Below are 25,161 nucleotides of genomic sequence, written 5' to 3'. Positions count from 1 at the left end.
CACGGAGCGGGCGCGGAGGGCACTACGGGGGGTGTCGCGGGTCGGCTGTGCCTGCCGGGGGTGCGGCGGCCGAATACGGCTCTGAGCCGTTCGAGTGCCGTACGGATAAGGTCTGTCATGTCGGCGCTCCTCTGAAGCGTTGGCCATGCCCCCGGACCGGTCGCACGGTCGCGGGGGTCTTCCTCGCTCTAGGCAACTCCACTGCTACGCACAGCGGTACCGTTGTAGAAGCAGCAGGACTTAAAAGCTTTAAGTGCAGGGTCGGCACGAGGAGTTGAAGGTCAGTGAGCACGCGGGAACCGAACTCGATCTTGAGCGGCTGTACCGCGAGAGCGGCTGGACGCTGCGCCAGTTCGCCCAGGACGTGAACCGCGTGGGCACTGAACGTGGAACGCCCCTCAACTATCGCGAGCCGTCTGTTCATCAATGGCTCAAGGGGCACATGCCGAAAGAGATTGTGCGGCCGCTGATTCTGGAGGCTCTGTCCCGTCGACTGCGCCGCCCTGTCACACACGCTCAGGCCGGATTCCCTACACCCCCAGTTCAGTCGAACGCCCATCCGGGTACGGTGGAAGGGCTCATGGATCTGGGGAGAAATGACATGGACCCGTCCCGTCGAAGTGTGATAGGTGCTGGTCTTTTCTCGGTTGCTCTTACCGTGCCCAACTGGCCGGACGTCATTGGTCGAATGGAAGCCATCCAGAAAGGCCGGATACAGCGCGTAGGAACGGCCGAGGTGGACATGGTCATTGCTATGACCGAACGCGTTTCTGACCTTGATGACCTATTCGGCGGACGCCATGCGCGCCCCATGGCTGCCGCATTCCTTGTAAATACGGTGGCTCCCTATCTGCGGGCAGACGCTCCTGACCACGTGCGCAAAGCGATGATGGCCGCTGCTTCTGATCTCTGCTATCTCACTGGCTATATGGCCGTTGACGAGGGAGTACACGGACTGGCCCAGCAGTACTACCTCAAGGCGTTGGAGTTTGCCGGGGCATCAGAGGATCATCTGACGTACTGCACAACGCTGCGAGGTATGAGCGTTCAAGCCGTAGACCTGGGGCACGGACAAGAAGCGATGCGCCTAGCCGATGCTGCCGCCGCCGCATCACCGAATGCGGGTCCTCGGATGAGGGCTTTTCTTGCAGGTCAACAGGCGCATGCTGCCGCCCAGACCGGCGAACGTAGTAAGGCTCTCGCATACCTTCGGGAAGCCGAGGTTGCCATGGAAAAAGCCGAATCCCGATCCAAAACATTCGGCTCATATAATCCGTCGTCACTGACGTACCATGTCGGCCAAGTCCGTTACGAGCTGGGCGACGTTCGAGGTTCCATCACCGCGCTGCAAGACTCCGACAATCTACGTCCCCAATCATTTCGCCGGACCCGCGTCCGCTATCTTTCAATGCTTGCCGAACGTCAGCTAGAGATCGGCCACCTTGAAGCAGCGTGCGAGACATGGGGCCAAGTCGTGGACATTTACCCGCAAGTTCAGTCGGGACAGTGTGACGCCAAAATCTCCAGCATGCATGCCCGTATCCGTCCCTACCTGAATAATCGGATTGCTGCGGACCTTTACGAGCGCGCCCGGCTAGTCACTCCTGCGTCGCTCTTGCCCGCCCAGTAAACGGGTCTGGTGCACCTGCCGTCGCGTCACGGTGTGTATGCAATAAGAGGTTGTCTCATGTGGCAAGTTTCGCGAGCTTCTTGCGGCAGCTCAGGACAGTGGCCATGGCCAGGCTCCGGCTCTTCCGGTCGTTGCGTCCACGTACGGGATCTTGAGGCCGCGAGTAGTCCATGGCAGGCTCATGCCGCATGATCGATGAATTCGCCAAGGACACCCTGCACGGGAGACTGCGGCGGGACCGCAAGGCGCTGCTCTGGAAGCTCGACGGCTTGTCCGAATACGACGCCCGCCGACCATTGACAGCGACCGGGACCAACCTCCTCGGCTTGGTCAAACACGTGGCCAGCGTCGAGGCCAGGTACTTCGGCGAGGTCTTCGACCGTCCTTCCCCGGAACCGCTGCCTCGGTGGCAGGACCATGACGGTAGCGATCTGTGGGCGACTGCGGACGAGACCCGCGATCAGATTATCGAGTCCTACCGGCGCACGTGGGAACACTCAGACGCGACGATCAACGAGCTTCCCCTCGACGCCCCCGGCCTCGTGCCGTGGTGGCCGGAGCCTTATGCCAACACGAACCTGTTCGCCATCCTGGTCCACGTCCTCGGCGAGACCAACCGGCATGCCGGGCACGCCGACATCCTGCGCGAAGACGTCGATGGCCGAACCGGGATGCGGCCCGAACACGAGATGCAGATCGAGGAGGAAGCCCGCGACGCCTACTGCGCGAAGATCGAGCAGGCCGCCAGATCGGCCGCATCGGTCAAGGCATAGAAGGCTGTGCCACGTGACTTGATGTTCGAGCGGCATGATGCCGACCGTGAGTGCTGATCTGTCGAGCGTCTGGTTCCTGATGGGCTCGGGGAGCTGGTCGCCCCGTTACTGCCGACGTTCGTGGCTCGACCGCAAGGTGGCGGGACCGCTCCGAGTGACGAGCGGGCCGTGTTCACCGCAGTGGTGTACGTGCTGACCAGCGGCTGTGCCTGGCGTCATCTGCCGCCGACGTTCGGCACGTCCTCCGCCACCGCGCATCGCCGCTTCTCGGTATGGACCGGGGTCGGCCTGTGGCGTCGGCTGCATCGGGCGGTGCTGGACGAACTCGGAGCCCGGGGCGAGGTGGACTGGACCTCGGCGATCGTCGACGCGGCCTCCGTTCGCCAAAACGGGGGATCTCTGACGGGGCCGAACCCGGTCGATCGCGGCAAGAAGGGCAGCAAGCTGCACGTGCTGTCCGATGCCCAGGTCGCGCCACGCGTCGACCGCCTGCGGGTCGCGTGCGTCCAGCTTGGCGTACATCGACCAACCCACCCGCTCCGAAGAAAGGCATGCCGGCAGCATGCACGAGCACCCGCACCTAAGAAGGTGCACCGGTAAGAAGTTGCACCGGGCGCAGCCCCCAGGGATGGGACGGGTAGGGGCGGCGGGGGCGAAGAACCGCCCTCACCGCGGCTCGGGCGGCCGCTGCCGAGGCATGTTCGGCCGAGCGTTCACCCCGGGCGGCGAAGAAAACCGTCCAGACCCGCCCCCGACGTCCACCCGCCCGCCGGAGGCGACCGCCGACTGGATCCCCAGCGGAGCGGGCCCGCTGCGAAACTCCACCATCCAGTCCGCCGTCTCCGTACGCACCAGATCCGTCACGTCCTCCGAGAACCGCCGCAAGACCCCGAGGCACCGCTCCGCGGCCTCACTCGCCGTCCCCTCCGCAGGCCCCAGCACCTCCCGCACACTCTCCGAGGCCCAGTCGAACTGCAACACCTGCAACCGCCGCTGCACGGCCTGCGCGGTCGCCACGTCCCTTATCCAGCCGGACGTCACCCCGAAGAACCGGTCCACCGCGACGCACGCCACCGCCAGCAGCAGCGCCAGATACCCCCAGGGGGCGACCCCGCCCATCACCCGGGTCAGATCCAGCAACGGCAGCGCGGCCCCGCACACCGCCCCCGCCGCCGCCCCGACCCGCAGCGCCCGTGCGCCCCGCCGCTTCCACACCCGGTCGGCGAGGTACCAGGCGGCGGTCTCCAGCGCCCCGCGCTCCACCCACCGGTACAGCTCCTCCAGCCGATCGGCGGGCTCGCCCCAGTCGCCGAGCGGGAGCGCCCGCCCGGTCAGGTCGCCCGGCCGCAGCCCGGCCGCGCCCCCACCCCGCTCGTCCTGAGGCGGACCCTCGGGCTGCATCTCCGGCTGACCCACCCGGCACTCCCTTTATGACTCGGTGACTCCGCGTAACGCCTGATGCTGAATGTGCCGACCCTTCCTACCTCCCAATGGGTGGCGAAGGGCACGCTTTGGTCGTTTTTCCGCCCGGAAGGAGGTCTTGATCAGGTATAGGCCACCGAGGTATCTCACTCGAAAGAGTGGCGGGGCGACGCACTCATGGAGCACGTAGGCTCAGTGGCAGACAGGAACAAGGCAGACAGGAGCCGATCGTGATTCCCGGTGGTGGCCAGCCCAACATGCAGCAGCTGCTCCAGCAGGCCCAGAAGATGCAGCAGGACCTGGCCCGTGCCCAGGAGGAGCTGGCGAACACGGAGGTCGACGGGCAGGCGGGCGGCGGCCTGGTGAAGGCCACCGTGACCGGCTCCGGCGAGCTGCGGGCCCTGCAGATCGACCCGAAGGCGGTGGACCCGGAGGACACCGAGACCCTCGCCGACCTCATCCTCGCGGCCGTCCACGCGGCCAACGAGAACGCGCAGACGCTCCAGCAGCAGAAGCTCGGCCCGCTGGCGCAGGGCCTGGGCGGCGGCAGCGGTATCCCGGGCCTGCCTTTCTAAGACCGGCCCCGGCCAACTACCGTACGTACTGCAAGGAAACCCAGGAAGGACGGCAGTCCGTTGTACGAAGGCGTGGTCCAGGACCTCATCGACGAGCTGGGGCGGCTGCCCGGCGTCGGTCCCAAGAGCGCGCAGCGGATCGCCTTCCACATCCTCCAGGCGGAACCGACGGACGTACGGCGGCTCGCGCAGTGCCTCATGGAGGTCAAGGCGAAGGTCCGCTTCTGCGCGACCTGCGGCAACGTGGCGCAGGAGGAGCTGTGCGGCATCTGCCGTGACGCCCGCCGCGACCCGACGGTCATCTGCGTCGTCGAGGAGCCGAAGGACGTCGTGGCGATCGAGCGCACCCGCGAGTTCCGCGGCAAGTACCACGTCCTCGGCGGAGCGATCAGCCCCATCGAGGGCGTCGGTCCCGACGACCTGCGTATACGAGAACTTCTCGCGCGGTTGGCCGACGGGACGGTCACGGAACTGATCCTGGCCACGGATCCGAACCTGGAAGGCGAGGCCACGGCCACGTACCTCGCCCGCATGATCAAGCCCATGGGCCTGAAGGTCACCCGCCTGGCCAGCGGCCTCCCGGTGGGCGGCGACCTGGAATACGCGGACGAGGTCACACTCGGCCGCGCCTTCGAGGGGAGACGACTCCTAGATGTCTGACGTCACGCTGCACGCGACCGACCGGAATCCGGACGACTTCGCGGTCCAGATCGCGGATCAGGTCGAGAGCTTCCTGGTAGCCGTCACGGAGGTGGCGAAGGGCGACGAGCCGGGCTCGGCGGTCCCCTTCCTGCTCCTGGAGGTGTCCCAGCTGCTCCTGGCCGGCGGCCGGCTCGGCGCGCACGAGGACATCGTCCCCGACGAGCGCTACGAGCCCGACCCGGGCTTCGAGCCGGACGCGGACGAACTCCGCGAGAACCTGGCCAGACTGCTGGACCCGGTGGACGTCTACTCGGAGGTCTTCGACCCCTACGAGCCCCGCAAGGCGCCCGTCCCGGCCCGGATCTCCGACGACCTCGCCGACGTCATCGCCGACCTGCGCCACGGCATGGCCCACTACCGCGCGGGCCGCACCACCGAGGCCCTGTGGTGGTGGCAGTTCTCCTACTTCTCCAACTGGGGCTCCACGGCCTCGGCGTCCCTGCGCGCCCTGCACTCGGTGCTCGCGCACGTCCGGCTGGACCAGCCCCTGGAGGAACTGGACGGCCTCGACACCGACCAGACCCCGCTGGGCGACGAGACGCTGGAGTTCGAGGCGGGCCGCGTGATGGTGGAGGAGATCGGCGACCACCTGGGCGCCCGTCCGGCGAAGTGACCGCGCGAACGGAGCGGGGGAGCGACCCCGGACTGCCGCGCTGACGCCTCGCGCCGGCGCGTGTGGTGTCAGAGGTGGAAGGGGACGAAGATGCCGAAGAGTCCTTTCCCCACGGCCGTCACTCCACCCGCCAACGCCAGCCCCAGCACCAGGAGTCGGGCCTGCCGCTCCGGCAGCCGCCCCGCGAGCGCCCTGCCGATCGACGCGCCCACCGTCATCGCGACGGCGACCGCGGCCCATTGGGGAGCGGCCAGCTTCGGCACCCCGTTCGCCGCCACCGAGAAGGCGTTCACGACGACGCCGTAGAACTGCGCGTTCGGCACGAACTCCCGTACCGTCCAGCCCGCGTTGACGGCGTACAGGGAGATCGGGGGGCCGCCGACGCCCGCCGCCGAGTTCATGAAGCCGCCCGCCGCGCCGGCCACGACCGCGCCCCGGGCGCCGCGCAGGGCGGGTATCCGCGCGCCCCGCATGACGAGCACGACGGCCACCGTCACCAGCGCGCCCATCACCAGCAGCAGGACGGGCTCCGGGAGCCGGCGGGTCAGCCAGGAGCCCGCCGGGACCGTGCACGCGGCGGCCACGCACAGCGGGACCATCGCCGCCGGACGCACCCGGCGCCAGCCGCCCGCCAGACCCACCACGCTGATCACGCCGGCCGCGCAGTTCGCCAGGACCACCCCCTGGGCCGGGCCCAGCAGCAGCACCAGAGCGGGGACGGCCACCAGCGCGAAGCCCATCCCGGTCAGCCACTGCACGCCCGACCCCAGCAGCACGATCCCGGCGAGCAGCGCCTCGCCCGTCCCCCACGTCCCGTTCGTCATGGTGTACCTGCCTACACCATCGGTTCGGGAGTGCGCTCCCTCGTTTCAGCAGGTCGGGGACGAGATCCTTGATCTCGCGACCGTGGCAAGCCCGCCCGCTCCTGACGGCCGGCGAACGTTGGAGAGGTCTTGGACGTCCCCTGTACGACGGCTGCACGGACGCTAACCGGCCGCACGCGAATCTTGAGTCATCCCAACAAGCGCCAGCCGCACAGGAGTTGCGATGACCCGCAAGACCCGCATACGCGCCGCCCTCGTCACCGCCACCGCCCTCGCCACCGCCGCCACGGTGACGGCCGGGGTCAGTGCGGCCGGCGCCGACAAGCCCGCCAAGCCCACCAAGAAGCAGATCGCCGCCCTCTTCGACGGCTGGAACGCCGCGCTGCAGACCGGCGACCCCGAGATCGTGGCCGACCGCTACGCCAAGGACGCGGTCCTGCTGCCCACCCTGTCCAACAAGGTCCGCGCGGACCACGCCGGCATCGTCGACTACATGGAGCACTTCCTCCAGAAGAAGCCGGTCGGCAAGAAGATCGAGACGCACATCAACGTCCTCGACAGCAACTCCGCCCTCGACTCCGGCGTGTACCAGTTCACGCTCACCGACAAGGCCACCGGCAAGAAAAGCGTCGTCGAGGCCCGCTACACCTACGAGTACGAGAAGCGCGGCGGCCAGTGGAAGATCGTCAACCACCACTCGTCCGCCATGCCCGAGGGCTGATCAGCCCACGCTCACCCGGCGCGCTGCGCGGCCCGCAACGTGATCCGCACACACAGCCCGCCGCCGGGAGCGTCCGCCAGCGTCACCGTCCCGCCGTCGTCGGTCACCAGTTGTTTGACTACGGCGAGGCCGAGACCGGAGCCGGAGCGCCCGGTGAGGCCCTGACCGCGCCAGAAGCGGTCGAAGGCGCGGGACTTCTCCGCGTCCGACATGCCCGGACCCTCGTCGAGGACCGACAGCACCACCTTGTCGCCCTTCGACTCCGTCCGGACGGTGATCGTCCCGCCGTCCGGTGACACCTCCAGGGCGTTCGAGAGCACGTTGTCCAGCACCTGGTCCAGATGACCGGGGCTGGCCAACACAGACGGCCGGTCGTCGACACCACTCCCCCTGAGCGCGATGGTGACTCCGCGCTCGTCGGCGGCCGGCCTCCACACCGACAGCCGTTCGCCCACGATGTCCGTCAGCGACAGCGGTTCGGCGGCCGTCACCTTGGCCTCGGCCCGCGCCAGCACCAGCAGCCCGTTGACCAGGCGGCTCATCCGCACCACCTCGGCGGTCGCCTGCTCCACGTCCTCCCGTACGAACTCGTCGTCGACGCCGTCGGCGATGTTGTCCAGGGAGAGACGGAGCGCCGTCAGCGGCGTCCGCAGCTGGTGCGAGGCGTCCGCGACGAAGATCCGCTGCGAGGCGATCAGCGTGTCGAGGCGTTCGCCCGCCTGGTTGAGGGTGATCGCCAGGGTCTGCGTCTCCGGCGGGCCCGCCACGGGGGAGCGGGCCGTCAGATCGCCGTCGCTGAACCTGCTCGCCATGGAGTTGAGCGCGCGCAGCGGGGCGGTGATCCGGCGGGCGGCGAACGCGCCGATCGCGGCGGCCGCCGCCAGGACGAGCACGGCGAGCCCGGCCCGGAAGCCCCAGATCGACCACAGGCGCCGGGTCATGTCCGAGGTCGAGTAGACGATCCGTACGGCCGCGTCGCCCTGGGCGGGCACGGTGACCGTCAGCTGCTTGCCCCAGATGAAGTCCGAGCCCCAGTCGGTCGTCGGATCGTTCTTCTGCACGGCCCGGGTCAGCGCCGCGTCCGCGGTGGGCCTCGGCAGGTCCGGGGCGCAGCTGCCGGTGGGGGTCACCAGGACGTCGCCGGGGGTCTTGCGGCCGTACGCGTTCGCCACCTCGGTCAGCGCCTCGCACGAGATGCGGTCGCCGTTGCCAAGCAGCAGCGCCATCGTGTTGGCCTCGCGCATGACGGACAGCTCGGTGTCGTCCCGCAGCTGCTTGGTGAGGGTGAAGGCCACCGGCACCGTGAACAGCAGGATCGCGACCGCGACGAGCAGGATGTAGCTGCGGATGAGCTGGCGGTTCATGAGGACTCGGGACCCTTCACGGTCTCCGGCTCCCTGACGATCTCCAGGCGGAAGCCGACGCCCCGCACCGCCTCGATGGCGATGACCCCGGTGAACTTCCGCCGCAGGGCCGCCACGTGCACGTCCAGCGTCTTCGTCGGCCCGAACCAGTTCGCGTCCCAGACGGCTTCCATGATCTGCTCGCGCGACATCAGCGCGCCCGGCTCCTCGGTGAGGAAGGAGAGCAGGTCGTACTCCTTGGGCGCGAGGGAGACCTCCTCGCCGTCCACATGGACGCGGGCCGCCTTGCGGTCGATGGCCAGGCGGGCGCCGTACCGGTCGGCGCCGCTCTCGGGGGCGGCGGCCGTACGCGGCTGGACGCGCCGCATCACCGCCCGTATCCGCGCGATGACCTCCCGCACCCCGAACGGCTTGGACACGTAGTCGTCGGCGCCCAGCTCCAGGCCGACCACGCGGTCCGTCTCGTCGCTGCGGGCGCTGATCACGATGATCGGCACGTTGCCGCGCTCGCGCAGCGCCTTGCAGACGTCGAGGCCGTCGGTGTCGGGCAGCCCGAGGTCCAGCAGCACGACGTCGTAGGGGCCGGAGTGGGCGAGGGCGGCGGCGCCCGTCGCGACCCAGTCGACCTCGAAGCCGTAGCGCTTCAGTCCGCGCCGCAGCGACTCGGCGACCGGCTCGTCGTCTTCCACCAGGAGTACGTGCACAGCCGCACGATAGTGCGTACGAAGTGCTTGAAACTTAATTCACAGCTATCACTTCGGCCTCAGTGGGAAGGGACTCCCCGAAGCGGGCGTCCGGACATCTCACGATGCGGTACTCGGGAGGTGAATTTCGGGCGCTCGTTAGACTGAGCCGACCGCAGTACAAGGGCGTATGTGCGGAAACGAACGAACTGAGCGAGGAGCGCACGTGGGCCTTGTCGTGCAGAAGTACGGAGGCTCCTCCGTAGCCGATGCCGAGGGCATCAAGCGCGTCGCCAAGCGGATTGTGGAAGCGAAGAAGAACGGCCACCAGGTGGTCGTCGTCGTTTCCGCGATGGGCGACACGACGGACGAGCTGATCGATCTCGCCGAGCAGGTGTCACCGATGCCCAGCGGACGAGAGTTCGACATGCTGCTGACCGCCGGAGAGCGGATCTCCATGGCCCTGCTGGCGATGGCGATCAAAAACCTGGGCCACAGCGCCCAGAGCTTCACCGGCAGCCAGGCAGGCGTCATCACCGACTCGGTCCACAACAAAGCCCGGATCATCGACGTCACGCCGGGCCGCATCCGGACCGCGCTGGACGAGGGCAACATCGCCATCGTCGCCGGGTTCCAGGGTGTCAGCCAGGACAAGAAGGACATCACCACGCTGGGGCGCGGCGGGTCCGACACCACGGCCGTCGCCCTCGCCGCCGCGCTGGACGCCGAGGTCTGCGAGATCTACACCGACGTGGACGGCGTCTTCACCGCCGACCCGCGCGTGGTGAAGAAGGCGCGGAAGATCGACTGGATCGCCTTCGAGGACATGCTGGAGCTCGCGGCCTCCGGCTCCAAGGTGCTGCTCCACCGCTGTGTGGAGTACGCCCGCCGCTACAACATCCCGATCCACGTCCGCTCGTCCTTCAGCGGACTGCAGGGCACGTGGGTCAGCAGTGCACCGATCGAGCAAGGGGACAAGCCGGTGGAGCAGGCCATCATCTCCGGTGTCGCGCACGACACCTCCGAGGCCAAGGTCACGGTCGTCGGCGTGCCGGACAAGCCGGGCGAGGCCGCCGCGATCTTCCGCACGATCTCCGACGCCGAGATCAACATCGACATGATCGTGCAGAACGTGTCCGCGGCCTCCACCGGCCTGACGGACATCTCCTTCACGCTCCCCAAGGCCGAGGGCCGCAAGGCCATCGACGCCCTGGAGAAGAACCGCTCCGGCATCGGCTTCGACTCGCTGCGCTACGACGACCAGATCGGCAAGATCTCGCTGGTCGGCGCGGGCATGAAGACGAACCCCGGCGTCACGGCCGACTTCTTCAAGGCCCTGGCCGACGCGGGCGTCAACATCGAGCTCATCTCGACCTCCGAGATCCGCATCTCGGTCGTGACGCGTGCCGACGACGTCAACGAGGCCGTGCGCGCCGTGCACAGCGCCTTCGGCCTCGACTCCGACAGCGACGAAGCCGTCGTCTACGGAGGCACCGGCCGCTGATGGCCGTACAGCCTGGGATGTCCGCCCGCAGGCGGCCGACGCTCGCGCTCGTCGGGGCGACCGGAGTCGTCGGTGCCGTCATGCGCCAGATCCTGTCCCAGCGGGCGGACGTCTGGGGCGAGATCAGACTCGTCGCCTCGCCGCGCTCGGCCGGCCGCAAGCTGGCCGTGCGCGGCGCCGAGGTCGAGGTGCTGGCCCTGTCGGAGGAGGTCTTCGACGGAGTCGACGTCGCCATGTTCGACGTCCCCGACGAGGTAGCCGCGCACTGGGCGCCGATCGCCGCCGCCAAGGGCGTGGTCGTGGTGGACAACTCCGGCGCCTTCCGGATGGACCCGGACGTGCCGCTGGTCGTCCCCGAGGTCAACGGGCACATGGTGCGCAACCGGCCGCGCGGCATCGTCGCCAACCCCAACTGCACGACCCTGTCGATGATCGTCGCCCTGGGCGCGCTGCACGCCGAGTACGGGCTGCGCGAGCTGGTGGTCTCCTCGTACCAGGCGGTGAGCGGGGCCGGGCGGGCCGGGGTGGAGACGCTGCGGCAGCAGATGACGCTGGTCGCCGGCACCGAGCTGGGGACCAGCCCCGGGGACGTGCGGCGGGCCGTCGGCGACAACACCGGGCCGTTCCCGGAGCCGGTCGCGCTGAACGTCGTCCCGTGGGCGGGCTCGCTGCGCGAGGACGGCTGGTCGTCGGAGGAGATGAAGGTGCGGGACGAGTCCCGCAAGATCCTCGGACTGCCGAAGCTGCCGGTGGCCGTGACCTGCGTGCGCGTCCCCGTCGTCACCACGCACTCCCTCACCGTCCACGCCCGCTTCCAGGACGAGGTCACCGTCGACGGCGCCCGCGAGATCATCGCGACGGCCCCCGGCGTCGTCCTCTTCGACAATCCGGCCGCGGGCGAGTTCCCCACACCCGCCGACGTCGTCGGCACCGACCCGACCTGGGTGGGCCGGGTGCGGCGGGCCCTCGACGACCCGACGGCGCTCGAACTGTTCGTGTGCGGGGACAACCTGCGCAAGGGGGCCGCCCTGAACACCGCCCAGATCGCGGAACTGGTGGCGGCGGAGCTGGGCTGACTCGCGAGTCAGGATCTGTTCCGGAGTCTGTTGCGGATCTGTCGACAAAAGCCCTGGCCAGAGCCTTGCGAAAGTGTGAGCCGGTCGATGGTTCGCAACCCTTGTATCTGACAGCGTTGTCGTTTGAAGATTGTTCCAAGACTTCCTCCCCGTTCTGTGCAACCGCGCGCAGGGCGGGGAGCGTCTTTGCGGTCCCGGCGTGGGGACGCCGTGATCCGGGCGTGGGGACGCCCGTTCAAATGGGATACAAGGGAAGAGCGGGACACATGAGACGGGTAGGCGTGGCCTCGTCCGACGGAAAAGTGACGCCCGGCACGTACAACCTCCGCGGGGGGACGTGTGTCCAACTGGCGTGGCTGAGGTACTCGAACTCCCGATGGCTCGCGCCGTCCTGCGACCCCGCATGCCCGGCGCGCCCGGCGGCATGCCGGTGATCGCGCCCATGCCAGCAGCGCGGCCCGCCCGCATACCCAGTCAGCGTGACGGCGTCGAAGAGGCCGTGGCGGCCGGAACCACCGTCGATCACCTCACCGAGACCTACCGGGCGCACTACCGCTCGCTGCTCGGTCTCGCCGCCCTCCTCCTCGACGACACCGCCTCCTGCGAGGACGTCGTCCAGGAGGCCTTCATCCGCGTCCACTCCGCGCGCAAACGCGTCCGCGACCCGGAGAAGACCCTCGCCTACCTCCGCCAGACCGTCGTCAACCTGTCCCGCTCCGCCCTGCGCCGCCGCATCCTCGGCCTGAAGCTGCTCTCCAAGCCGATGCCGGACATGGCCAGCGCGGAGGAGGGCGCCTACGACCAGCTGGAGCGCGACTCGCTCATCAAGGCGATGAAGGGCCTCCAGCGCCGCCAGCGCGAGGTCCTGGTGCTGCGCTACTTCGCGGACATGACCGAGGCACAGGTCGCCGAGACCCTCGGCGTCTCCCTCGGCTCGGTCAAGGCCTACGGCTCACGCGGCATCGCCGCCCTGCGGATAGCCATGGAGGCTCCGGCGTGAGCGGAGAAGCCGAAGGGCGGGACCCCCACGAGAGCCACGACAGTCATGAGCGTCATGACAGTCATGGGCGCCACGACAGTCATGAGCGCCACGAGCCGTTCGCGTGGCACGAACCGACGGCCTCGTCGAACTCGCCGCGTTCGACAGGCTCGTCGGGCAAGCAAGAGCCGAAGCAATCGCACGCTGGGAACTCAACCGTGAACCACCACCTCGACGACCAGGGCCCCGAAGGGCTCGACTCGGACGAGCTGGCACTGCGCCGGATGCTGCACGACGCCGTCCAGGAGATGGAGCCGCGCGACGGCACCCTGGACCACCTGCGGCGGGCCGTCCCCGTCCGCCGGGCCCGCAAGCGGCAGGCTGCCGTCGGCATGGCGGCCGCGGCGCTCTTCCTCGGCACCGCCGTACCGGCCGTGCTGCACGTCTCGAACGCGGGCAGCTCCGACGCCAACCCTTCCATCGCCGGCCAGGCCTCACAGGCGCAGGGAGGCGTGGATCAGGGCAAGAACCCCGACGGCGGCTCCTCGGGCAAGGTCGGCGACTTCTCCGGCGCGATCGGTGAGCAGGACAAGGGCGGCGCCACCGACCCCGGCCAGGGCAAGGAGTCCGCGGGCGGCACCGCCTCCAGCGGCACCGGCCCGACCGCCGGGGCGCAGCCGAGCGTGGCCGTCTGCGAACCGTCCCAGCTCGCCGCCGGCGCCCCCGTCGTCAACGTCCCCGACTCGGGCAGCATCGTCTACGGCGCCTTCCGCGTCACGAACTCCTCAGCCGCCGCCTGCACCGTCGGCGGCAAGGTCTCCATGACGTTCGCCGCGCAGGGCGCCGCCGACGCCACGAAGATCACCGTGGTCGAGCACACCTCCGGGGACGCGGCGGCCGGCCTTCCCGACCCCTCCCTCTACGTCACCGAGCACGTCCTCGCGCCCGGCTCCGCCTACGAGGTGAAGTTCGCCTGGGTGCCCGCCGCGACCTGCCCGACCACGGGCGGCAACGGCGGCGGCGACAGCGGCGGCGGTACGGCGTCCCCGTCGCCGACCCCGAGCGAGTCGGCCGGCACGACCGGCGACACCACGTCCGGCACCTCGGCCCAGCTGCTTCCCGAGGACGGCACCACGGCCGACGGCGGCGTCATCGTGCAGTACACGGCGGAGGGCGGCTCGCCCACCGCCAAGGCGACGGTGACGAACGCGTGCACGGGGACGATCTACCGCACGGGCGTGCTGGTGTCCTCGTGAACCGCTGACCCGGCGGGCTTCTCGGGCACCCCGGCCTCCGCGGGTTCCTCGGCCTCTGCGGGTTCCTCGGCCTCTGCGGGTTCCTCGGCCTCTGCGGGCACCTCGGGCACGATCCCGAGCTCCGCGTCCCGGGCGAACTCCACCTCGCGGCGCAGCAGCCGGAACCACATGAACACCACGAACCCCGCGAAGACGAACCACTCGCCGGTGTAGCCCAGGTTCTGGAACGCCTTCAGGTCGAGCCCCGTGTCGGCGGCCGCCTTCGCGGGCACCGCCGTCATCCCCGGGTCGGCGGTGGCGAGGGTGATCCAGGCGTCGTAGAGGTCGTACGGCACCAGGTTGACCAGCGAAGCCGCACTGATCGCCGCGGTCTGCCCGGCCGGCAGCCCGCCCCGGGCGCTCACTCCGTTGTCGCCGGGCTGCTCGGACGCCTGCAGCGCGCCGGTGACGGTGACCTCACCGGCCGGCGGCGCCGGGGCCTTCGCGGAGTCGGCGGCGCCGGGCAGCCAGCCGCGCACGACGGGCAGCGCCTTGCCGCCGTCGGTCCGCAGCAGGGTCAGCACGTAGTAGCCGTTCTTCCCGTCCAGCTCCCGGTCGGGCACCAGCAACTGCGTGCTGTAGCGCCCGCTGGCGGTGGCCTGCTTGCCCGACGTCGCCTTGTCCACGGGCAGCAGCTCGGCGAGGGGCCGCGCGGCGCCGGTCTCGGCGGAGCGGGCCTGCGCCTTCGCGTCACGGTGATCGTCCACCCGTGCCTCGAACCGGCTCAGCTGCCAGGACCCCATGAACACACAGAAGGGGATGGCCAGCAGCACGAAGACGTTGATCCCCCACCATCGGGGAGTCACCAGAAACCGGTACACGCCCTCCACGGTACGGGCCACGTGTCCAAGACCTGCTGGCGGGGTTGCGGACTGCGGACTGCCGTCGGCAGTTGCCAGGAAGTGTGAGAGGTTGGTTCGAAGTTATCCACAGGCTGGGGGCCGGGGAGGCCGATTGTCGGCGCGGACGGGCAGTATGGGGCCATGACTGAGAGCAACGGGTCCGCCGCACCGGAGCGGGACGAGAAGACGCCGCAGACGCCGGACTGGGAGAAGCGCTTCCGGGCGCCCCGGGTGTCGCTGCCCGACTGGGCGGAGGACGCGCCGCATCACTCCCTGTTCGTGTCGAACGCGACGGGGACGTACGAGTTGTACGCCTGGGACCGTTCCACGGGCGAGCAGCGCCAGGTGACGAACCGGCCCAACGGCACGACGGACGGCGTGCTCTCCCCGGACGGCGCGTGGATCTGGTGGTTCGACGACAAGGACGGTGACGAGTTCGGCGTCTGGCGCCGCCAGCCGTTCGCGGGCGGCGAGGACGAACTGGCGACGCCGGGCCTGGACCCCTCCTACCCGGCGGGCCTGGCGCTGGGCCGGGACGGCCGTACGGCGGTCGTCGGCCGCTCGACGGACGAGGAGGGCACCACGATCCATGTGGCGCGGGCCGGCGAGCCCCCCTTCGAGCTGTACCGCCACCGGGAGTCGGCGGGCGTGGGCGACCTGTCCCACGACGGCACCCTGATCGCGATCGAGCACACCGAGCACGGCGACGCGATGCACTCCGCGCTGCGGGTCCTGCGCCCGGACGGCTCGACGGTCGCCGAGCTGGACGACACCCGGGGCGGCACCGAGGAGCTGGGCCTGGAGGTGCTGGGCTTCGCCCCGGTCGACGGCGACACCCGGCTGTTGATCGGGCACCAGCGGCGGGGCCGCTGGGAACCGCTGGTCTGGGACGTGACGACGGGCTCGGAGACGGACCTGGCCCTGGACCTGCCGGGCGACGTCAGCGCCGAGTGGTACCCGGACGGCTCGGGCCTGCTCATCGAGCACAGCTTCGAGGCCCGCAGCGAACTGTTCCGCTACGACTTCGCCGACGGCGAGCTCGTGAAGGTGGCGACCCCCGCGGGCACGGTGTCCGGGGCGACGGCCCGCCCCGACGGCAGCGTCGAGTACCTGTGGTCGTCCGCGGCCCAGCCGCCGGCGGTCCGCTCGACGACCGGCGGGGTCGTCCTGGACCCGCCCGGCATGAAGTCCCCCGGCTCGGTCCCGGTGGAGGACGTGTGGGTGGAGGGCCCGGGAGGCCGCATCCACGCCCTGGTGCAGCGACCGCGAGGGGCGGGCACGGGTCCCCTCCCCACCGTCTTCGACATCCACGGCGGGCCGACCTGGCACGACAGCGACTCCTTCGCGGCGGGCCCGGCGGCCTGGGTGGACCACGGCTACGCGGTCGTCCGCGTCAACTACCGCGGCTCCACGGGCTACGGCCGCGCCTGGACGGACGCCCTGAAGCACCGGGTCGGCCTCATCGAACTGGAGGACATCGAGGCCGTCCGCGAATGGGCCGTCTCGTCCGGCCTGTCCGACCCGGCCCGTCTGATCCTCACCGGCGGCTCCTGGGGCGGCTACCTCACCCTCCTCGGCCTCGGCGTCCAGCCCGACGCCTGGACCCTGGGCATCGCCGCCGTCCCCGTCGCCGACTACGTCACGGCCTACCACGACGAGATGGAGGCCCTGAAGGCGATGGACCGCACCCTGCTGGGCGGCACCCCGGAAGAGGTCCCCGACCGCTTCGAGACCTCCTCCCCGCTGACCTACGTCGACAAGGTCCGCGCCCCCGTCTACATCTCGGCCGGCGTGAACGACCCCCGCTGCCCCATCCGCCAGATCGACAACTACGTCAAGCGCCTGGAGGCCAGAGGAGCAACCCACGAGGTCTACCGCTACGACGCGGGCCACGGCTCCCTGGTGGTCGACGAACGCATCAAGCAGGTAAGGCTGGAACTGGAGTTCGCGGAGAGGCACTTGGGGTAGGCGGGTTGCTTAGAGCGGACTGGGCGGATGGGCGGGGCGGATGGGCGGGGGCCGCTCTCGGCGATCGACCATCCCAGGGCCCGTCGGGGCGGCGGCCGTCGACGCACCGCCTCAGACGGCCCAGGAGTGCGCCGGCTCGTCCAGCCAGGCCCGTTGCTCCTCGGCGGTGACGGTCAGGCCGAAGCGAGTGTGCTCAGGCCTGGCACGGTCGACCCACCACCGGTAGGCCGCCTCCACGCCAAGGAACTGGTCGTCGCCCGAGGTGCCATGCGTCTCGCCAACGCAGCGGTCGATGGCCAGGCATGGGTCGAGCAGTACGTCTGACCGGAACCAGGGCCGGAGCCGGGGCCGACGGAACTCTGATGACAGGCGCTTCTCGTCAAGGGCAGACTGCCCGGACTGTGAATGACGGGGGGCACCAGTGAGTAAGAAGCATGTGCGGAAGATGCTGGGGAGGATGGCGAGCGGGGAGCCTGTTCAGATCGTCGTCTCCATGACGACGATGAAGGGACTCGCCCGACTCGCCTTCGTCGCCGAGCAGTTCGGGTACGCGTACGCGGATCTGCTGCAGACCCGCGACAACAAGTTCGCGCTGTTCATCGTGCCCGACCCCGGCCCGCAGGCGCGGGAGCGTGCCGCTCGGAATCGGGAGCGGTACCCGGACGCGGGCGACGGGGTGTCGCTGCCGCCCGTCGTGCCCGAGGAGATCGAGCTTCTCAAGGCCCGCATGATGGTCGACCTCGGCAGCCAGTTCAGCGACAAGGCGCGGATCGTGCTCGCGGTCTTCGTCTTCACCGCGTTCGGCGCGGCCATCGGCTTCAGGCTCCGTGCGGACACCGGGGCCGTCGTCATCGTCGGCATCGTCTGGGCCGCGCTGATGGCCCTGCTGCCCGTCGCGCTCGGCTACAGCCGACGGTACAGAGCCAGGTACGCCGCCCAGCTGCAGGCCGCCGGGTTCACGCCGGTGACCGACGCAAACGGGCGGGTGCGGTATCTGGCGCCCGGCGGGCAGCTTCCCGGACACGGCAATCCGTTCGCAGGGGGAGCGTAGGCGGCGGGGCGATGGGCATGAAGCGCCGCGCCCCAGTCCTACGCCCCCAGCCACCCCTACGCCCCCGCCACCCTCCGTCCCCGTCGCCTTAGCAGTTCTGCCAGGCCTCGGCGGGTGGCGGCGAGGATCACTCGGTCCTCGCCGCGCAGTACACGGGTGTCCGGGAGGTCCCAGAGGAGGCCGGAGCCGCCCCGGCTCTCCCGGCCGGTGTCCAGGGCCAGGACGCGCCAGTAGCCCGGCCGGAACGCCTGGCCGACCGTCTTGCCCTCCAGCTGGGCATGGCCGCCGACCTCCAGGGCGGCGAAGAGCAGTACCCGGCGTTCGACCGGGATCGCGCCCAGGATCTGGCGGCCCATCATCGCCCCGGCGAACGACGGCGCCGACAGGTGGGAGACGCTGCGGCTGCGGGTCAGGGCCTGGGGGTGCGCGGCGCGCAGGGTGCGGTAGACGGCGGTCGCGAAGTCGTCGTCGTAGAGGCGGAGTACGACCCGCAGGTCGGGGCGCAGCGAGCGGGCGTACAGGGCCGCCTCGAGGTTCGTGGTGTCGGAGCTGGTGACCGCGAGCAGAGCGTGGGCGCGGTGGATCTTCGCCGCCTCCAGGACGCCCTCCTGGGTGACGTCGCCGAGGACGACCGGCACCCGTAGGCGGCGGGCCACCGCGAGCCCGCGAGCCTCGGGTCCCGCCTCGACGCACACCACGGGGATGTTCAGCTCGCGCAGCCGGATCAGAACGCGGGTGCCGATCTTGCCGAGTCCGAGGAGGACGACGTGGCCGCCCAGACCCCGGGGCGGCCGGCGCAGCGCACCCGCACCGCGGAACGTGCCGAGCGCCTCCAGCACCGCCGCCAGCAGCACCGGCAGCAGCAGCAACCCGACCAGCCCGGAAAGGAGTTGGAGGATCTGCCGTTCGGTGGTCGAGCCGATCGCCGGGTCGTTGATGGAGAAGAGGTCCAGCAGCGTCAGGTACAACGCCCCCAGCGGATGGATCCCGGTCGCCAGCCACAGTGCCACCGCCAGCGCGAACACACACCCCACCAGGCCCGCCAGCGACCATCTGAGCCGCCGTGAGAACAGCGAGGCGAACGGCGCCACCACCCCGACCCCCCGCCCGGACTGCACGGCGGGTCCGGCGGAGTACGCGACCTGCTCCAGGACGACCGACCCGCGTCTGCCGGACGCGGCCGCCTCCCGCACGGTCGCCGCGTCGGGCAGCAGCAGCGGCCCCTGCTCGCCGCTGGTCTCGGAACCGTCCGCGAAGGCCGGGTCGTTGCTGTTCGCGGAGAGCAGCGCGAGCGTGGGCAGGCCCGGCGGGTCGGCCTCACCGGGGCCGGTCGGCAGCCGCTCCACGGCCCGCAGCAGCAGCCCGTCCGTCTGGACGACCTTGGTGGTGCCGGCGACGGCGGTAGCGGCGAGCGCGGGCGCCGCGGTGTCGGCGTCGGACAGGACGGTCGTCGAGGCGTCGCTCGCCGAGCCGTCCCCCGGTACGCCCTCGGCCGCCAACGCGGCTGCCTGGTCAAGGAGTTCCTCGATGTGCTGGCCCAACCGCCGGTTGTACAGCCGCAGGACGAGCCGCAGCCTGGGGTTGAGCCGGCGGGCGGTGAGGGCGGCGCGGATGTTGGTCTCGTCGTCGTCGTACACGAGCGCCAGCGCGGCGGCCCGCTCCACGCCCGCCTCGGCGAGCACCGCCTCGGTCGCCTCGCCGGCCTCCAACGTCCGCTGGCCGTTGGCGGGTTCACCCGGGACGACGGTCGGCGTGCCGTTGCCCGCGGCCCGGTTGACGGCCGCGCTCACCACACGGTCGAGCAGCGCCGCCGACACCGCGCGGGCCCGCCCGACGACCGGCGGCCGTACGGTTCGCTCGGCGGGCGGCACGACGAGGGTGACCTGTTCCTCGTACACGCCCCGCAGTTCGGCGGCGAGCCGGTGCGCGAGACCGTCGTCGCCGCACACCACCATGTGCGCGCCGGCGGAGCCCGGCGACGGCTGACCCTGATTCGGAACGCTCCCCACGAGGGAGAAGACTGCCTCACCGGGACGGGAGGTTCCACGGCGGACGTGAACACATATGAACAACCGGCGCGGAACCCCCGTATGAAAGGGGAGGGAATGCAGGAAACCGACAGCGACGACAGCAGGGCGAACACGGAAGCCGGAGGTGCGCGACCCGTGGCCATCACCAAGGCGGCTCCGCGTGAGGAGGGCACGCGCCACGACCGAGGGGAGACGCCTCCCGCGCCGGACGAGCCCAAGCGGCTGACCTCCCCCCTCGTCCTGACCATGCTGCTGCTCCTGATGGTGCTGCTGCAGAGCCCCATCCGCCGCGCGCTGTCCGCCCCGGTGATGCAGAGCTGGACGACCGTGTTCGTGGCCGTCGTGGTCCAGGCGCTGCCGTTCCTGGTGCTGGGGGTGCTGCTGTCGGCGGCGATCGCCGTCTACGTGCCCCCCTCCTTCTTCGCCCGCGCCCTCCCCTCCCGTCCCGCGCTCGCCGTACCGGTCGCCGGGATCGCGGGCGCGGTGCTGCCCGGCTGCGAGTGCGCGTCGGTGCCGGTGGCCGGCGCGCTGGTCCGCCGGGGGGTGACCCCGGCCGCGGCCCTCGCCTTCCTCCTCTCCGCTCCGGCGATCAACCCGATCGTGCTGACGGCGACGGCCGTGGCGTTCCCCCGCAACCCCGAGATGGTGCTGGCCCGTTTCGTGGGCAGCCTGCTCGTGGCGTGCGTGATGGGCTGGCTGTGGCAGCGGCTGGGCCGCACGGACTGGCTGCGTCTGCCGACCCACGCGCCGCACGAGGGGGAGACGAAGGGCGCGGCGTTCTGGGACTCGGTCCGGCACGACGTGATGCACGCGGGCGGCTTCCTGGTCGTGGGCGCGACGGCGGCGGCGACCCTGAAGGCCGTCGCCCCGCAGGAATGGCTGCGTACGGCGGCGGACAACCCGCTGCTGGCGGTCCTGACGCTCGCCGTTCTCGCGGTGGTCCTCTCGATCTGCTCGGAGGCGGACGCGTTCGTCGCCGCGTCCCTGACGCAGTTCTCCCTCACGGCCAAACTGGCCTTCCTGGTGGTCGGCCCGATGATCGACCTCAAGCTGTTCGCCATGCAGGCGGGCACGTTCGGCCGGGGCTTCGCCCTGCGCTTCGCCCCGGCGACGTTCGTGCTGGCCATCGCCTCGGCGGTCCTGACGGGATGGATCCTGCTGTGAACCGACAGTCCCAGGCGGCCGTCCTCTTCCTCCTCGGCGCGGCCCTCCTCCACGCCGGCACCACCGACCTCTACCTCCGCTACGTCAAGGCGGGCCTGCAACCGCTCCTGCTGGCGTCCGGCGTGGTCCTGATCGTGACGGCACTGGCGACGGCCTGGTACGAGCGTCGCCGGACGAAGCACCAGCAAGCGACGCAACGGCAAGCGACGCAACGGCAGAAGGGGGCCGGGGATGTCGAGGGCGTGGAGGACGTGGAGGACGCGGAGACCCACACCCACCCCGAACCCCGCGTCTCCTGGCTGCTGATCCTCCCCCTCCTGGCGCTGATCCTCGTCGCCCCGCCGGCCCTGGGCTCATACAGTGCGACCCGCACCGGCACGGCCCTGCAGGAGCCCCTGGCCTATCCGGCCCTCGCCGCGACGAACCCGCTCCCGCTCAGCGTCGTCGACTACGCGGGCCGAGCCGTCTACGACCACGGCCGCACCCTCACCGGACGCGAGGTCCAGCTCACCGGCTTCGTCGCCCTGGACCACGACGGCACCCCCTACCTGGTCCGCATGGCCCTCAACTGCTGTGCCGCCGACGCCCAGCCGGTCAAGGTCGGCCTGACCGGCGACATTCCCCCGGTGCTCCAGCCGGACACCTGGCTGACCGTCACCGGCGCCTACACCCCCCGCATCACCCACGACCCGGTCAACAACGGCCCGATCCCCTTCATCGAGGTGACCGCCGCCAAACCGACCGCGACCCCACGGGACCCGTACGACGAGTCATGGAACAACTGACGGCTCTCGGCCGGTCCGAAGAGGTCCCGGGCGGCGAAGCCCGACCGTCACCGGCACCCGGTTGACGCGGAAGCGTTGCGGAGGATGCCGGATCTGCCGCCGTCCGCGCGATCGGCGCGCGGTGGGCCGCCGCGCCCGTTCGGGGCGCCCGTGAGATCACGGGTCGCGGAACCACTGCACGCCCGGGCACGGAACGCGCTCGACGAGAACCGCATCCCGCCAGAACTGCTCGGCACGCTGCTGCGCGGCGTCTCCGCCGGCTCGGGCCAGGGGTCCCCAGGTACCCCGAGAGCACCCCGATCCCGGCAACCACCCCGCGCTACGGCGCGGTTACGCCTGCCTCAACCCCTGGTGGCCGGGCGGTGATCGCCTCATGATGGGGGCATGACGGCGGCCTCGCGTGCCCTGACACGACTGGCGACCTGGCCGGACCTCACAGAGGGCCGGCCCAGCTGCGGCACCGGTCGGGCGTTGCGCTCGGGCGGTGTTGAGATCGCGCACTTCCATTCCGACATGAGCGTCGACCTGCACCTCACCGCCAAGGCGATCCGGCGGTTCGAGAGGGACCTGAGACATTCCACGGCCATCCGGCTGCTGCCGGGCTCGCCCTGGGTGACCGTCCACCTGGAGTGCGAGACGGACATCGACCTGCTCATGACGCTGGTCAGCGCCGCGCTCCAGGCCCATCAGCGGTACCCGGCGGCCGACGGCGCCGCCCTCCCGCGCTGCAACGACCACCGGGAACCGGCGCTCACCCGCGACGGCGCCGACGGCATCTGAACCTTCCGAAGCCGGCCGAAGCCTGCCGGACTCCCTGCCCCCGAAGCCACCGGCCGGACCTCGGCGTCTCCGGATCTGGTGAGCTGACGATCCGTCAGATACCGTCTGCTGTGCCGTCGCACGTGCCGACGCAGAAGGGGTGAGCGCCATGGAGACCGACCCGGACCGTTCGACCCGTCCCTCCCGCAGCCCGCGGCCGCCGGGGGATCCCCGCTGGGTGGCGATGTTCTACGACCCGTCCTCGGCGTCCTGGCGGCAGGCCGCCGAGTCCCCCGACCGCACGCCCGTGCTGTACGCGATCGGCGAGATGACCCAGGTCAAACGGGCCCGGGGCGACGAGGCGACCGTCGCCCTGTGGGGCCCGAAGGACGGTGAGTGGCAGCGTTTCGACCCGTCTGCGGCGGCTGCCCCGGCGGAAGCGGTCTCCCCGGCGGAAGCGGTCCCCTCGGCGGAAGCGGTCTCCTCGGTGGATGCTTCCTCCCCGGCACCGGCCGACGGTGCTGCCCGTCCCGGTCATGCCAAGCTCGCGGAACGCATGGAGGACCGGCGGCATCAGGTCCTCATGGCGGGCCTGAGCAAGGCGGGCCTCTACGACCTCACCCCGGACGACGTGACAGCCGTCCGGACCCTGGTCGACCGGGTCGACGAGGGCACACTGCGGCGGGTCGCCCACTGGATGGCGGTGGCCGGCGCGCCGGGCGACTGAGCGGCCATCAGCCGTCGGCGGCGGGCGAGGCCGTCGCCGTCGCTGTCGGATAGCTCCACCGCAACGACCCCAGCGCCCGGGCCCTCGCCTCCACGACCGCCATGCGCGCCGCCCGTTCGACGGGGTCGACGTGCGAGGGCTGGCCCGTGGCCTGGCCGTCCCACTTCCGGTAGTACAGGCCGACCTCCGCCGTGAACCAGCCGCGGCTCACCGAGTTGAGCGCCAGCAGCAGCCCGGTGTCCTCGGAAGCGGGCAGGGCCATCCAGCCGCCGAGGGCGGTCAGCAGGTCCCGGCGGGCGAAGAGGCTGGCGGGGTGCACCTGTGCGCGGAAGTCGTGGGCCTTCCAGTGGTCGACGACGGCCCCCCGCTCGATCGGCCCCTCGGCCGGGTCCCCGGGGAAGCCGGCCGTGGAGCCGTCAGGGAACAGGTCGAGGACGCGCGAGGTCGCCCAGCCGAGGCCCGGGTCGCCCTCCAGCGCGGCCAGGTCGCGGGCGAGGGCGCCGGGCGCCAGCCGGTCGTCGGCGTCGAGGACCTTCACGTACTCGCCCTCGGCGTGCGCGAGCGCGAGCGTGCGGGCGACTCCGGGGCCGCCGGCGCGTCCCTGACGGAAGGTCACGCGCGCGTCGGCGACGGGCACATGGCGCGCGACCTCGTTCGTCGCGCCGTCCTCGCGGATCACCCACTGCCATGTCCACCCCGTGGGCAGCTCCTGTGCGCGCAGCGACTCGTAGGCCTCGGGCAGATAGCGGGCCGACGGGGCGTGGACAGCGGTGACGATGACGATGCGCCGGCTCACGGCGGCACTCACCACCTTTCCAGACGGGTGGTGAACAGCAGTTCGATGCGGTCGCCGGGCAGTGTGACGTCGGAGACGTTCACCACGCGGCCGTCCACGGCGTACGACGTCTTGCGGAGCAGGATCACCGGCGCCCCCGCCGGCAGGTCCAGGTCCCGGGCCTCCTGCGGCGTCGGCGGGCGGGCGGTGAGGCGCTCCTCGACGCGGTCCACCTCGATGCCGACGGTGTGCAGTTGGCTCTGGGTGCCGCCGGGCCACGGCTCCCTGGTCTCGTCCAGCAGGTCGGGGTTGACGGCGACCATGGCGTGCACGAGGTAGGAGGTGACGAGGCTGAGCGGGGCGTGTTCGGTGGCGCAGCGCGTGCGGTAGGAGCGCTCCAGGAGCGGGGTGCCCGGCGGGACGCCGAACGCGTCCGCGAGTGGTTCGGGCGCCTCGATCCGCCGGTACGTGGCGTGGAAGACCAGTTCCCCGGAGGGGAGGCCGGTGTCGCGTTCCGTCGCTCCGGTCTCGGCGCGGGTGCTCTCCGGGCAGCGGGCCCGGTCCTTCTCCCACTGGTGCCTGCCGTTGTCACGGACGGCGATCACTCGGTAGGCCTTGGGCACGGCACCACAGTAAGGGTCCTGGACCGTTCGGCCCGTGATCCCAGGTCACGGGGCGCGAAAAGGCCCGGTCGCTGGCGACGGGGGATGCACCAGCGACCGGGCTATGGCCAAGGCTAACAAGGCAGCCGGTCGGACGGGAGCCGACTTCTCAGCTGCCTTGCCGTTGTGATCGGGATCACTGTCACATCGCCGTCCTTACTTAACCGTTGCTTATCCCTCACTCATCCCCCCAATCGCGACTCCGCGCATCCCCCGATCACGACCCGACCATCCCGA

Annotated in this window: 25 protein-coding genes and 1 pseudogene; 17 read left to right on the top strand and 9 right to left on the bottom strand. The window is 70.7% G+C overall.

Going from position 1 to position 25,161, the window contains the following annotated elements; translation table 11 throughout:
* The first annotated feature begins 274 nt into the window (after positions 1–274).
* The 3 genes from ACIBTS_RS16250 to ACIBTS_RS16240 all read left to right on the top strand — a co-directional run bounded on the left by ACIBTS_RS16250 (position 275) and on the right by ACIBTS_RS16240 (position 3,003).
* Complete coding sequence (locus tag ACIBTS_RS16250) at positions 275–1,630, top strand: tol-pal system YbgF family protein (protein ID WP_399319865.1); 1,356 nt, start codon at positions 275–277, stop codon at positions 1,628–1,630.
* Between the two features lie 188 nt (positions 1,631–1,818).
* Complete coding sequence (locus tag ACIBTS_RS16245; RefSeq protein WP_399319864.1) at positions 1,819–2,403, top strand: DinB family protein; 585 nt, start codon at positions 1,819–1,821, stop codon at positions 2,401–2,403.
* Positions 2,404–2,472: 69 nt separating this feature from the next.
* Positions 2,473–3,003: a transposase gene (locus ACIBTS_RS16240; RefSeq protein ID WP_399320133.1), complete on the top strand. Its 531-nt coding sequence runs from the start codon at positions 2,473–2,475 to the stop codon at positions 3,001–3,003.
* 66 nt (positions 3,004–3,069) lie between these two features.
* Here the strand turns inward: ACIBTS_RS16240 and ACIBTS_RS16235 are convergent, their stop codons facing one another.
* A complete protein-coding gene (locus ACIBTS_RS16235) occupies positions 3,070–3,819 on the bottom strand; it encodes an SLATT domain-containing protein (protein WP_399319862.1) in 750 nt (249 codons plus the stop codon).
* A gap of 236 nt (positions 3,820–4,055) precedes the next feature.
* Here ACIBTS_RS16235 and ACIBTS_RS16230 point away from each other — a divergent pair, with 236 nt between their 5' ends.
* Genes ACIBTS_RS16230 through ACIBTS_RS16220 form a run of 3 tightly spaced genes read left to right on the top strand, consistent with a single transcriptional unit; the run spans position 4,056 to position 5,715 of the window.
* Positions 4,056–4,400: a YbaB/EbfC family nucleoid-associated protein gene (locus ACIBTS_RS16230; protein WP_319675405.1), complete on the top strand. Its 345-nt coding sequence runs from the start codon at positions 4,056–4,058 to the stop codon at positions 4,398–4,400.
* Positions 4,401–4,460: 60 nt separating this feature from the next.
* On the top strand, positions 4,461–5,060 hold the full coding sequence (gene recR / locus ACIBTS_RS16225) for a recombination mediator RecR (RefSeq protein ID WP_079660860.1): 600 nt from the start codon (positions 4,461–4,463) through the stop codon (positions 5,058–5,060).
* Positions 5,053–5,715, top strand: coding sequence for a DUF5063 domain-containing protein (locus tag ACIBTS_RS16220; RefSeq protein ID WP_319675406.1), 663 nt, complete (start codon positions 5,053–5,055; stop codon positions 5,713–5,715). The genes recR and ACIBTS_RS16220 overlap by 8 nt, the downstream gene beginning before the upstream one ends.
* 68 nt (positions 5,716–5,783) lie before the next feature.
* Here the strand turns inward: ACIBTS_RS16220 and ACIBTS_RS16215 are convergent, their stop codons facing one another.
* Entirely contained in the window at positions 5,784–6,539 is a 756-nt protein-coding gene (locus ACIBTS_RS16215) for a TSUP family transporter (protein WP_399319859.1), read from the bottom strand.
* Positions 6,540–6,762: 223 nt separating this feature from the next.
* Between ACIBTS_RS16215 and ACIBTS_RS16210 the strand changes: the two genes are divergently transcribed.
* Positions 6,763–7,260 (top strand): SgcJ/EcaC family oxidoreductase, encoded by a 498-nt coding sequence (locus ACIBTS_RS16210; protein WP_399319857.1) that lies wholly within the window; start codon positions 6,763–6,765, stop codon positions 7,258–7,260.
* A gap of 11 nt (positions 7,261–7,271) precedes the next feature.
* Here the strand turns inward: ACIBTS_RS16210 and ACIBTS_RS16205 are convergent, their stop codons facing one another.
* The gene (locus tag ACIBTS_RS16205) at positions 7,272–8,624 is read right to left on the bottom strand and encodes a sensor histidine kinase (protein ID WP_399319855.1); all 1,353 of its coding nucleotides are present in this window, start codon (positions 8,622–8,624) and stop codon (positions 7,272–7,274) included.
* Complete coding sequence (locus tag ACIBTS_RS16200; protein ID WP_399319853.1) at positions 8,621–9,328, bottom strand: response regulator transcription factor; 708 nt, start codon at positions 9,326–9,328, stop codon at positions 8,621–8,623. Before ACIBTS_RS16200 ends, ACIBTS_RS16205 begins: the two co-directional genes overlap by 4 nt.
* A 205-nt stretch (positions 9,329–9,533) precedes the next feature.
* Here ACIBTS_RS16200 and ACIBTS_RS16195 point away from each other — a divergent pair, with 205 nt between their 5' ends.
* From ACIBTS_RS16195 to ACIBTS_RS16180, 4 genes are all read left to right on the top strand, one after another.
* On the top strand, positions 9,534–10,811 hold the full coding sequence (locus ACIBTS_RS16195; RefSeq protein ID WP_079660855.1) for an aspartate kinase: 1,278 nt from the start codon (positions 9,534–9,536) through the stop codon (positions 10,809–10,811).
* A gap of 17 nt (positions 10,812–10,828) precedes the next feature.
* Positions 10,829–11,887, top strand: coding sequence for an aspartate-semialdehyde dehydrogenase (locus ACIBTS_RS16190; protein ID WP_399320131.1), 1,059 nt, complete (start codon positions 10,829–10,831; stop codon positions 11,885–11,887).
* 424 nt (positions 11,888–12,311) lie between these two features.
* Entirely contained in the window at positions 12,312–12,887 is a 576-nt protein-coding gene (locus tag ACIBTS_RS16185; RefSeq protein ID WP_399320129.1) for a SigE family RNA polymerase sigma factor, read from the top strand.
* A gap of 197 nt (positions 12,888–13,084) precedes the next feature.
* Positions 13,085–14,122, top strand: a complete 1,038-nt coding sequence (locus ACIBTS_RS16180) for a hypothetical protein (RefSeq protein ID WP_399319851.1) — start codon at positions 13,085–13,087, stop codon at positions 14,120–14,122.
* On the opposite strand, the gene ACIBTS_RS16175 is transcribed toward ACIBTS_RS16180, so the two are convergent.
* The gene (locus ACIBTS_RS16175; RefSeq protein WP_399319849.1) at positions 14,092–14,982 is read right to left on the bottom strand and encodes an SURF1 family protein; all 891 of its coding nucleotides are present in this window, start codon (positions 14,980–14,982) and stop codon (positions 14,092–14,094) included. The genes ACIBTS_RS16180 and ACIBTS_RS16175 overlap by 31 nt on opposite strands.
* Positions 14,983–15,144: 162 nt before the next feature.
* On the opposite strand from ACIBTS_RS16175, the gene ACIBTS_RS16170 reads away from it, so the two are divergent.
* Positions 15,145–16,971 (top strand): prolyl oligopeptidase family serine peptidase, encoded by a 1,827-nt coding sequence (locus ACIBTS_RS16170; protein ID WP_399319847.1) that lies wholly within the window; start codon positions 15,145–15,147, stop codon positions 16,969–16,971.
* Positions 16,972–17,082: 111 nt separating this feature from the next.
* Here ACIBTS_RS16170 and ACIBTS_RS16165 read toward each other — a convergent pair whose 3' ends face one another.
* Positions 17,083–17,208 (bottom strand): hypothetical protein, encoded by a 126-nt coding sequence (locus ACIBTS_RS16165; protein WP_399319846.1) that lies wholly within the window; start codon positions 17,206–17,208, stop codon positions 17,083–17,085.
* A gap of 256 nt (positions 17,209–17,464) precedes the next feature.
* On the opposite strand from ACIBTS_RS16165, the gene ACIBTS_RS16160 reads away from it, so the two are divergent.
* Positions 17,465–18,022 carry a hypothetical protein gene (locus tag ACIBTS_RS16160; protein WP_399319844.1) on the top strand — a complete coding sequence of 186 codons (558 nt, stop codon included), beginning with the start codon at positions 17,465–17,467 and terminating at the stop codon, positions 18,020–18,022.
* 56 nt (positions 18,023–18,078) lie between these two features.
* Here the strand turns inward: ACIBTS_RS16160 and ACIBTS_RS16155 are convergent, their stop codons facing one another.
* Positions 18,079–19,977 (bottom strand): NAD-binding protein, encoded by a 1,899-nt coding sequence (locus ACIBTS_RS16155; protein ID WP_399320126.1) that lies wholly within the window; start codon positions 19,975–19,977, stop codon positions 18,079–18,081.
* A 210-nt stretch (positions 19,978–20,187) separates the two neighbouring features.
* On the opposite strand from ACIBTS_RS16155, the gene ACIBTS_RS16150 reads away from it, so the two are divergent.
* From ACIBTS_RS16150 to ACIBTS_RS16135, 4 genes are all read left to right on the top strand, one after another.
* The gene (locus tag ACIBTS_RS16150) at positions 20,188–21,216 is read left to right on the top strand and encodes a permease (protein WP_399320124.1); all 1,029 of its coding nucleotides are present in this window, start codon (positions 20,188–20,190) and stop codon (positions 21,214–21,216) included.
* Positions 21,213–22,001, top strand: coding sequence for a TIGR03943 family putative permease subunit (locus ACIBTS_RS16145; protein ID WP_399319843.1), 789 nt, complete (start codon positions 21,213–21,215; stop codon positions 21,999–22,001). Before ACIBTS_RS16150 ends, ACIBTS_RS16145 begins: the two co-directional genes overlap by 4 nt.
* Positions 22,002–22,385: 384 nt before the next feature.
* Complete coding sequence (locus ACIBTS_RS16140; protein ID WP_399319842.1) at positions 22,386–22,781, top strand: luciferase family protein; 396 nt, start codon at positions 22,386–22,388, stop codon at positions 22,779–22,781.
* 148 nt (positions 22,782–22,929) lie between these two features.
* Positions 22,930–23,487, top strand: coding sequence for a hypothetical protein (locus tag ACIBTS_RS16135; RefSeq protein WP_399319840.1), 558 nt, complete (start codon positions 22,930–22,932; stop codon positions 23,485–23,487).
* Positions 23,488–23,494: 7 nt separating this feature from the next.
* Here ACIBTS_RS16135 and ACIBTS_RS16130 read toward each other — a convergent pair whose 3' ends face one another.
* On the bottom strand, positions 23,495–24,283 hold the full coding sequence (locus ACIBTS_RS16130; protein WP_399319838.1) for a glycosyltransferase family 2 protein: 789 nt from the start codon (positions 24,281–24,283) through the stop codon (positions 23,495–23,497).
* Positions 24,284–24,291: 8 nt separating this feature from the next.
* A pseudogene (locus ACIBTS_RS16125) lies at positions 24,292–24,870 on the bottom strand (UTRA domain-containing protein); the annotation flags it as partial.
* Positions 24,871–25,161: the final 291 nt, after the last annotated feature.

Source organism: Streptomyces sp. NPDC050121 (genome assembly GCF_044460385.1).
Classification (GTDB): Bacteria; Actinomycetota; Actinomycetes; order Streptomycetales; family Streptomycetaceae; genus Streptomyces; species Streptomyces soliscabiei.
The sequence above is the reverse complement of the archived record's forward strand: the minus strand, read 5'-3'. Positions and strand labels throughout refer to the sequence as shown.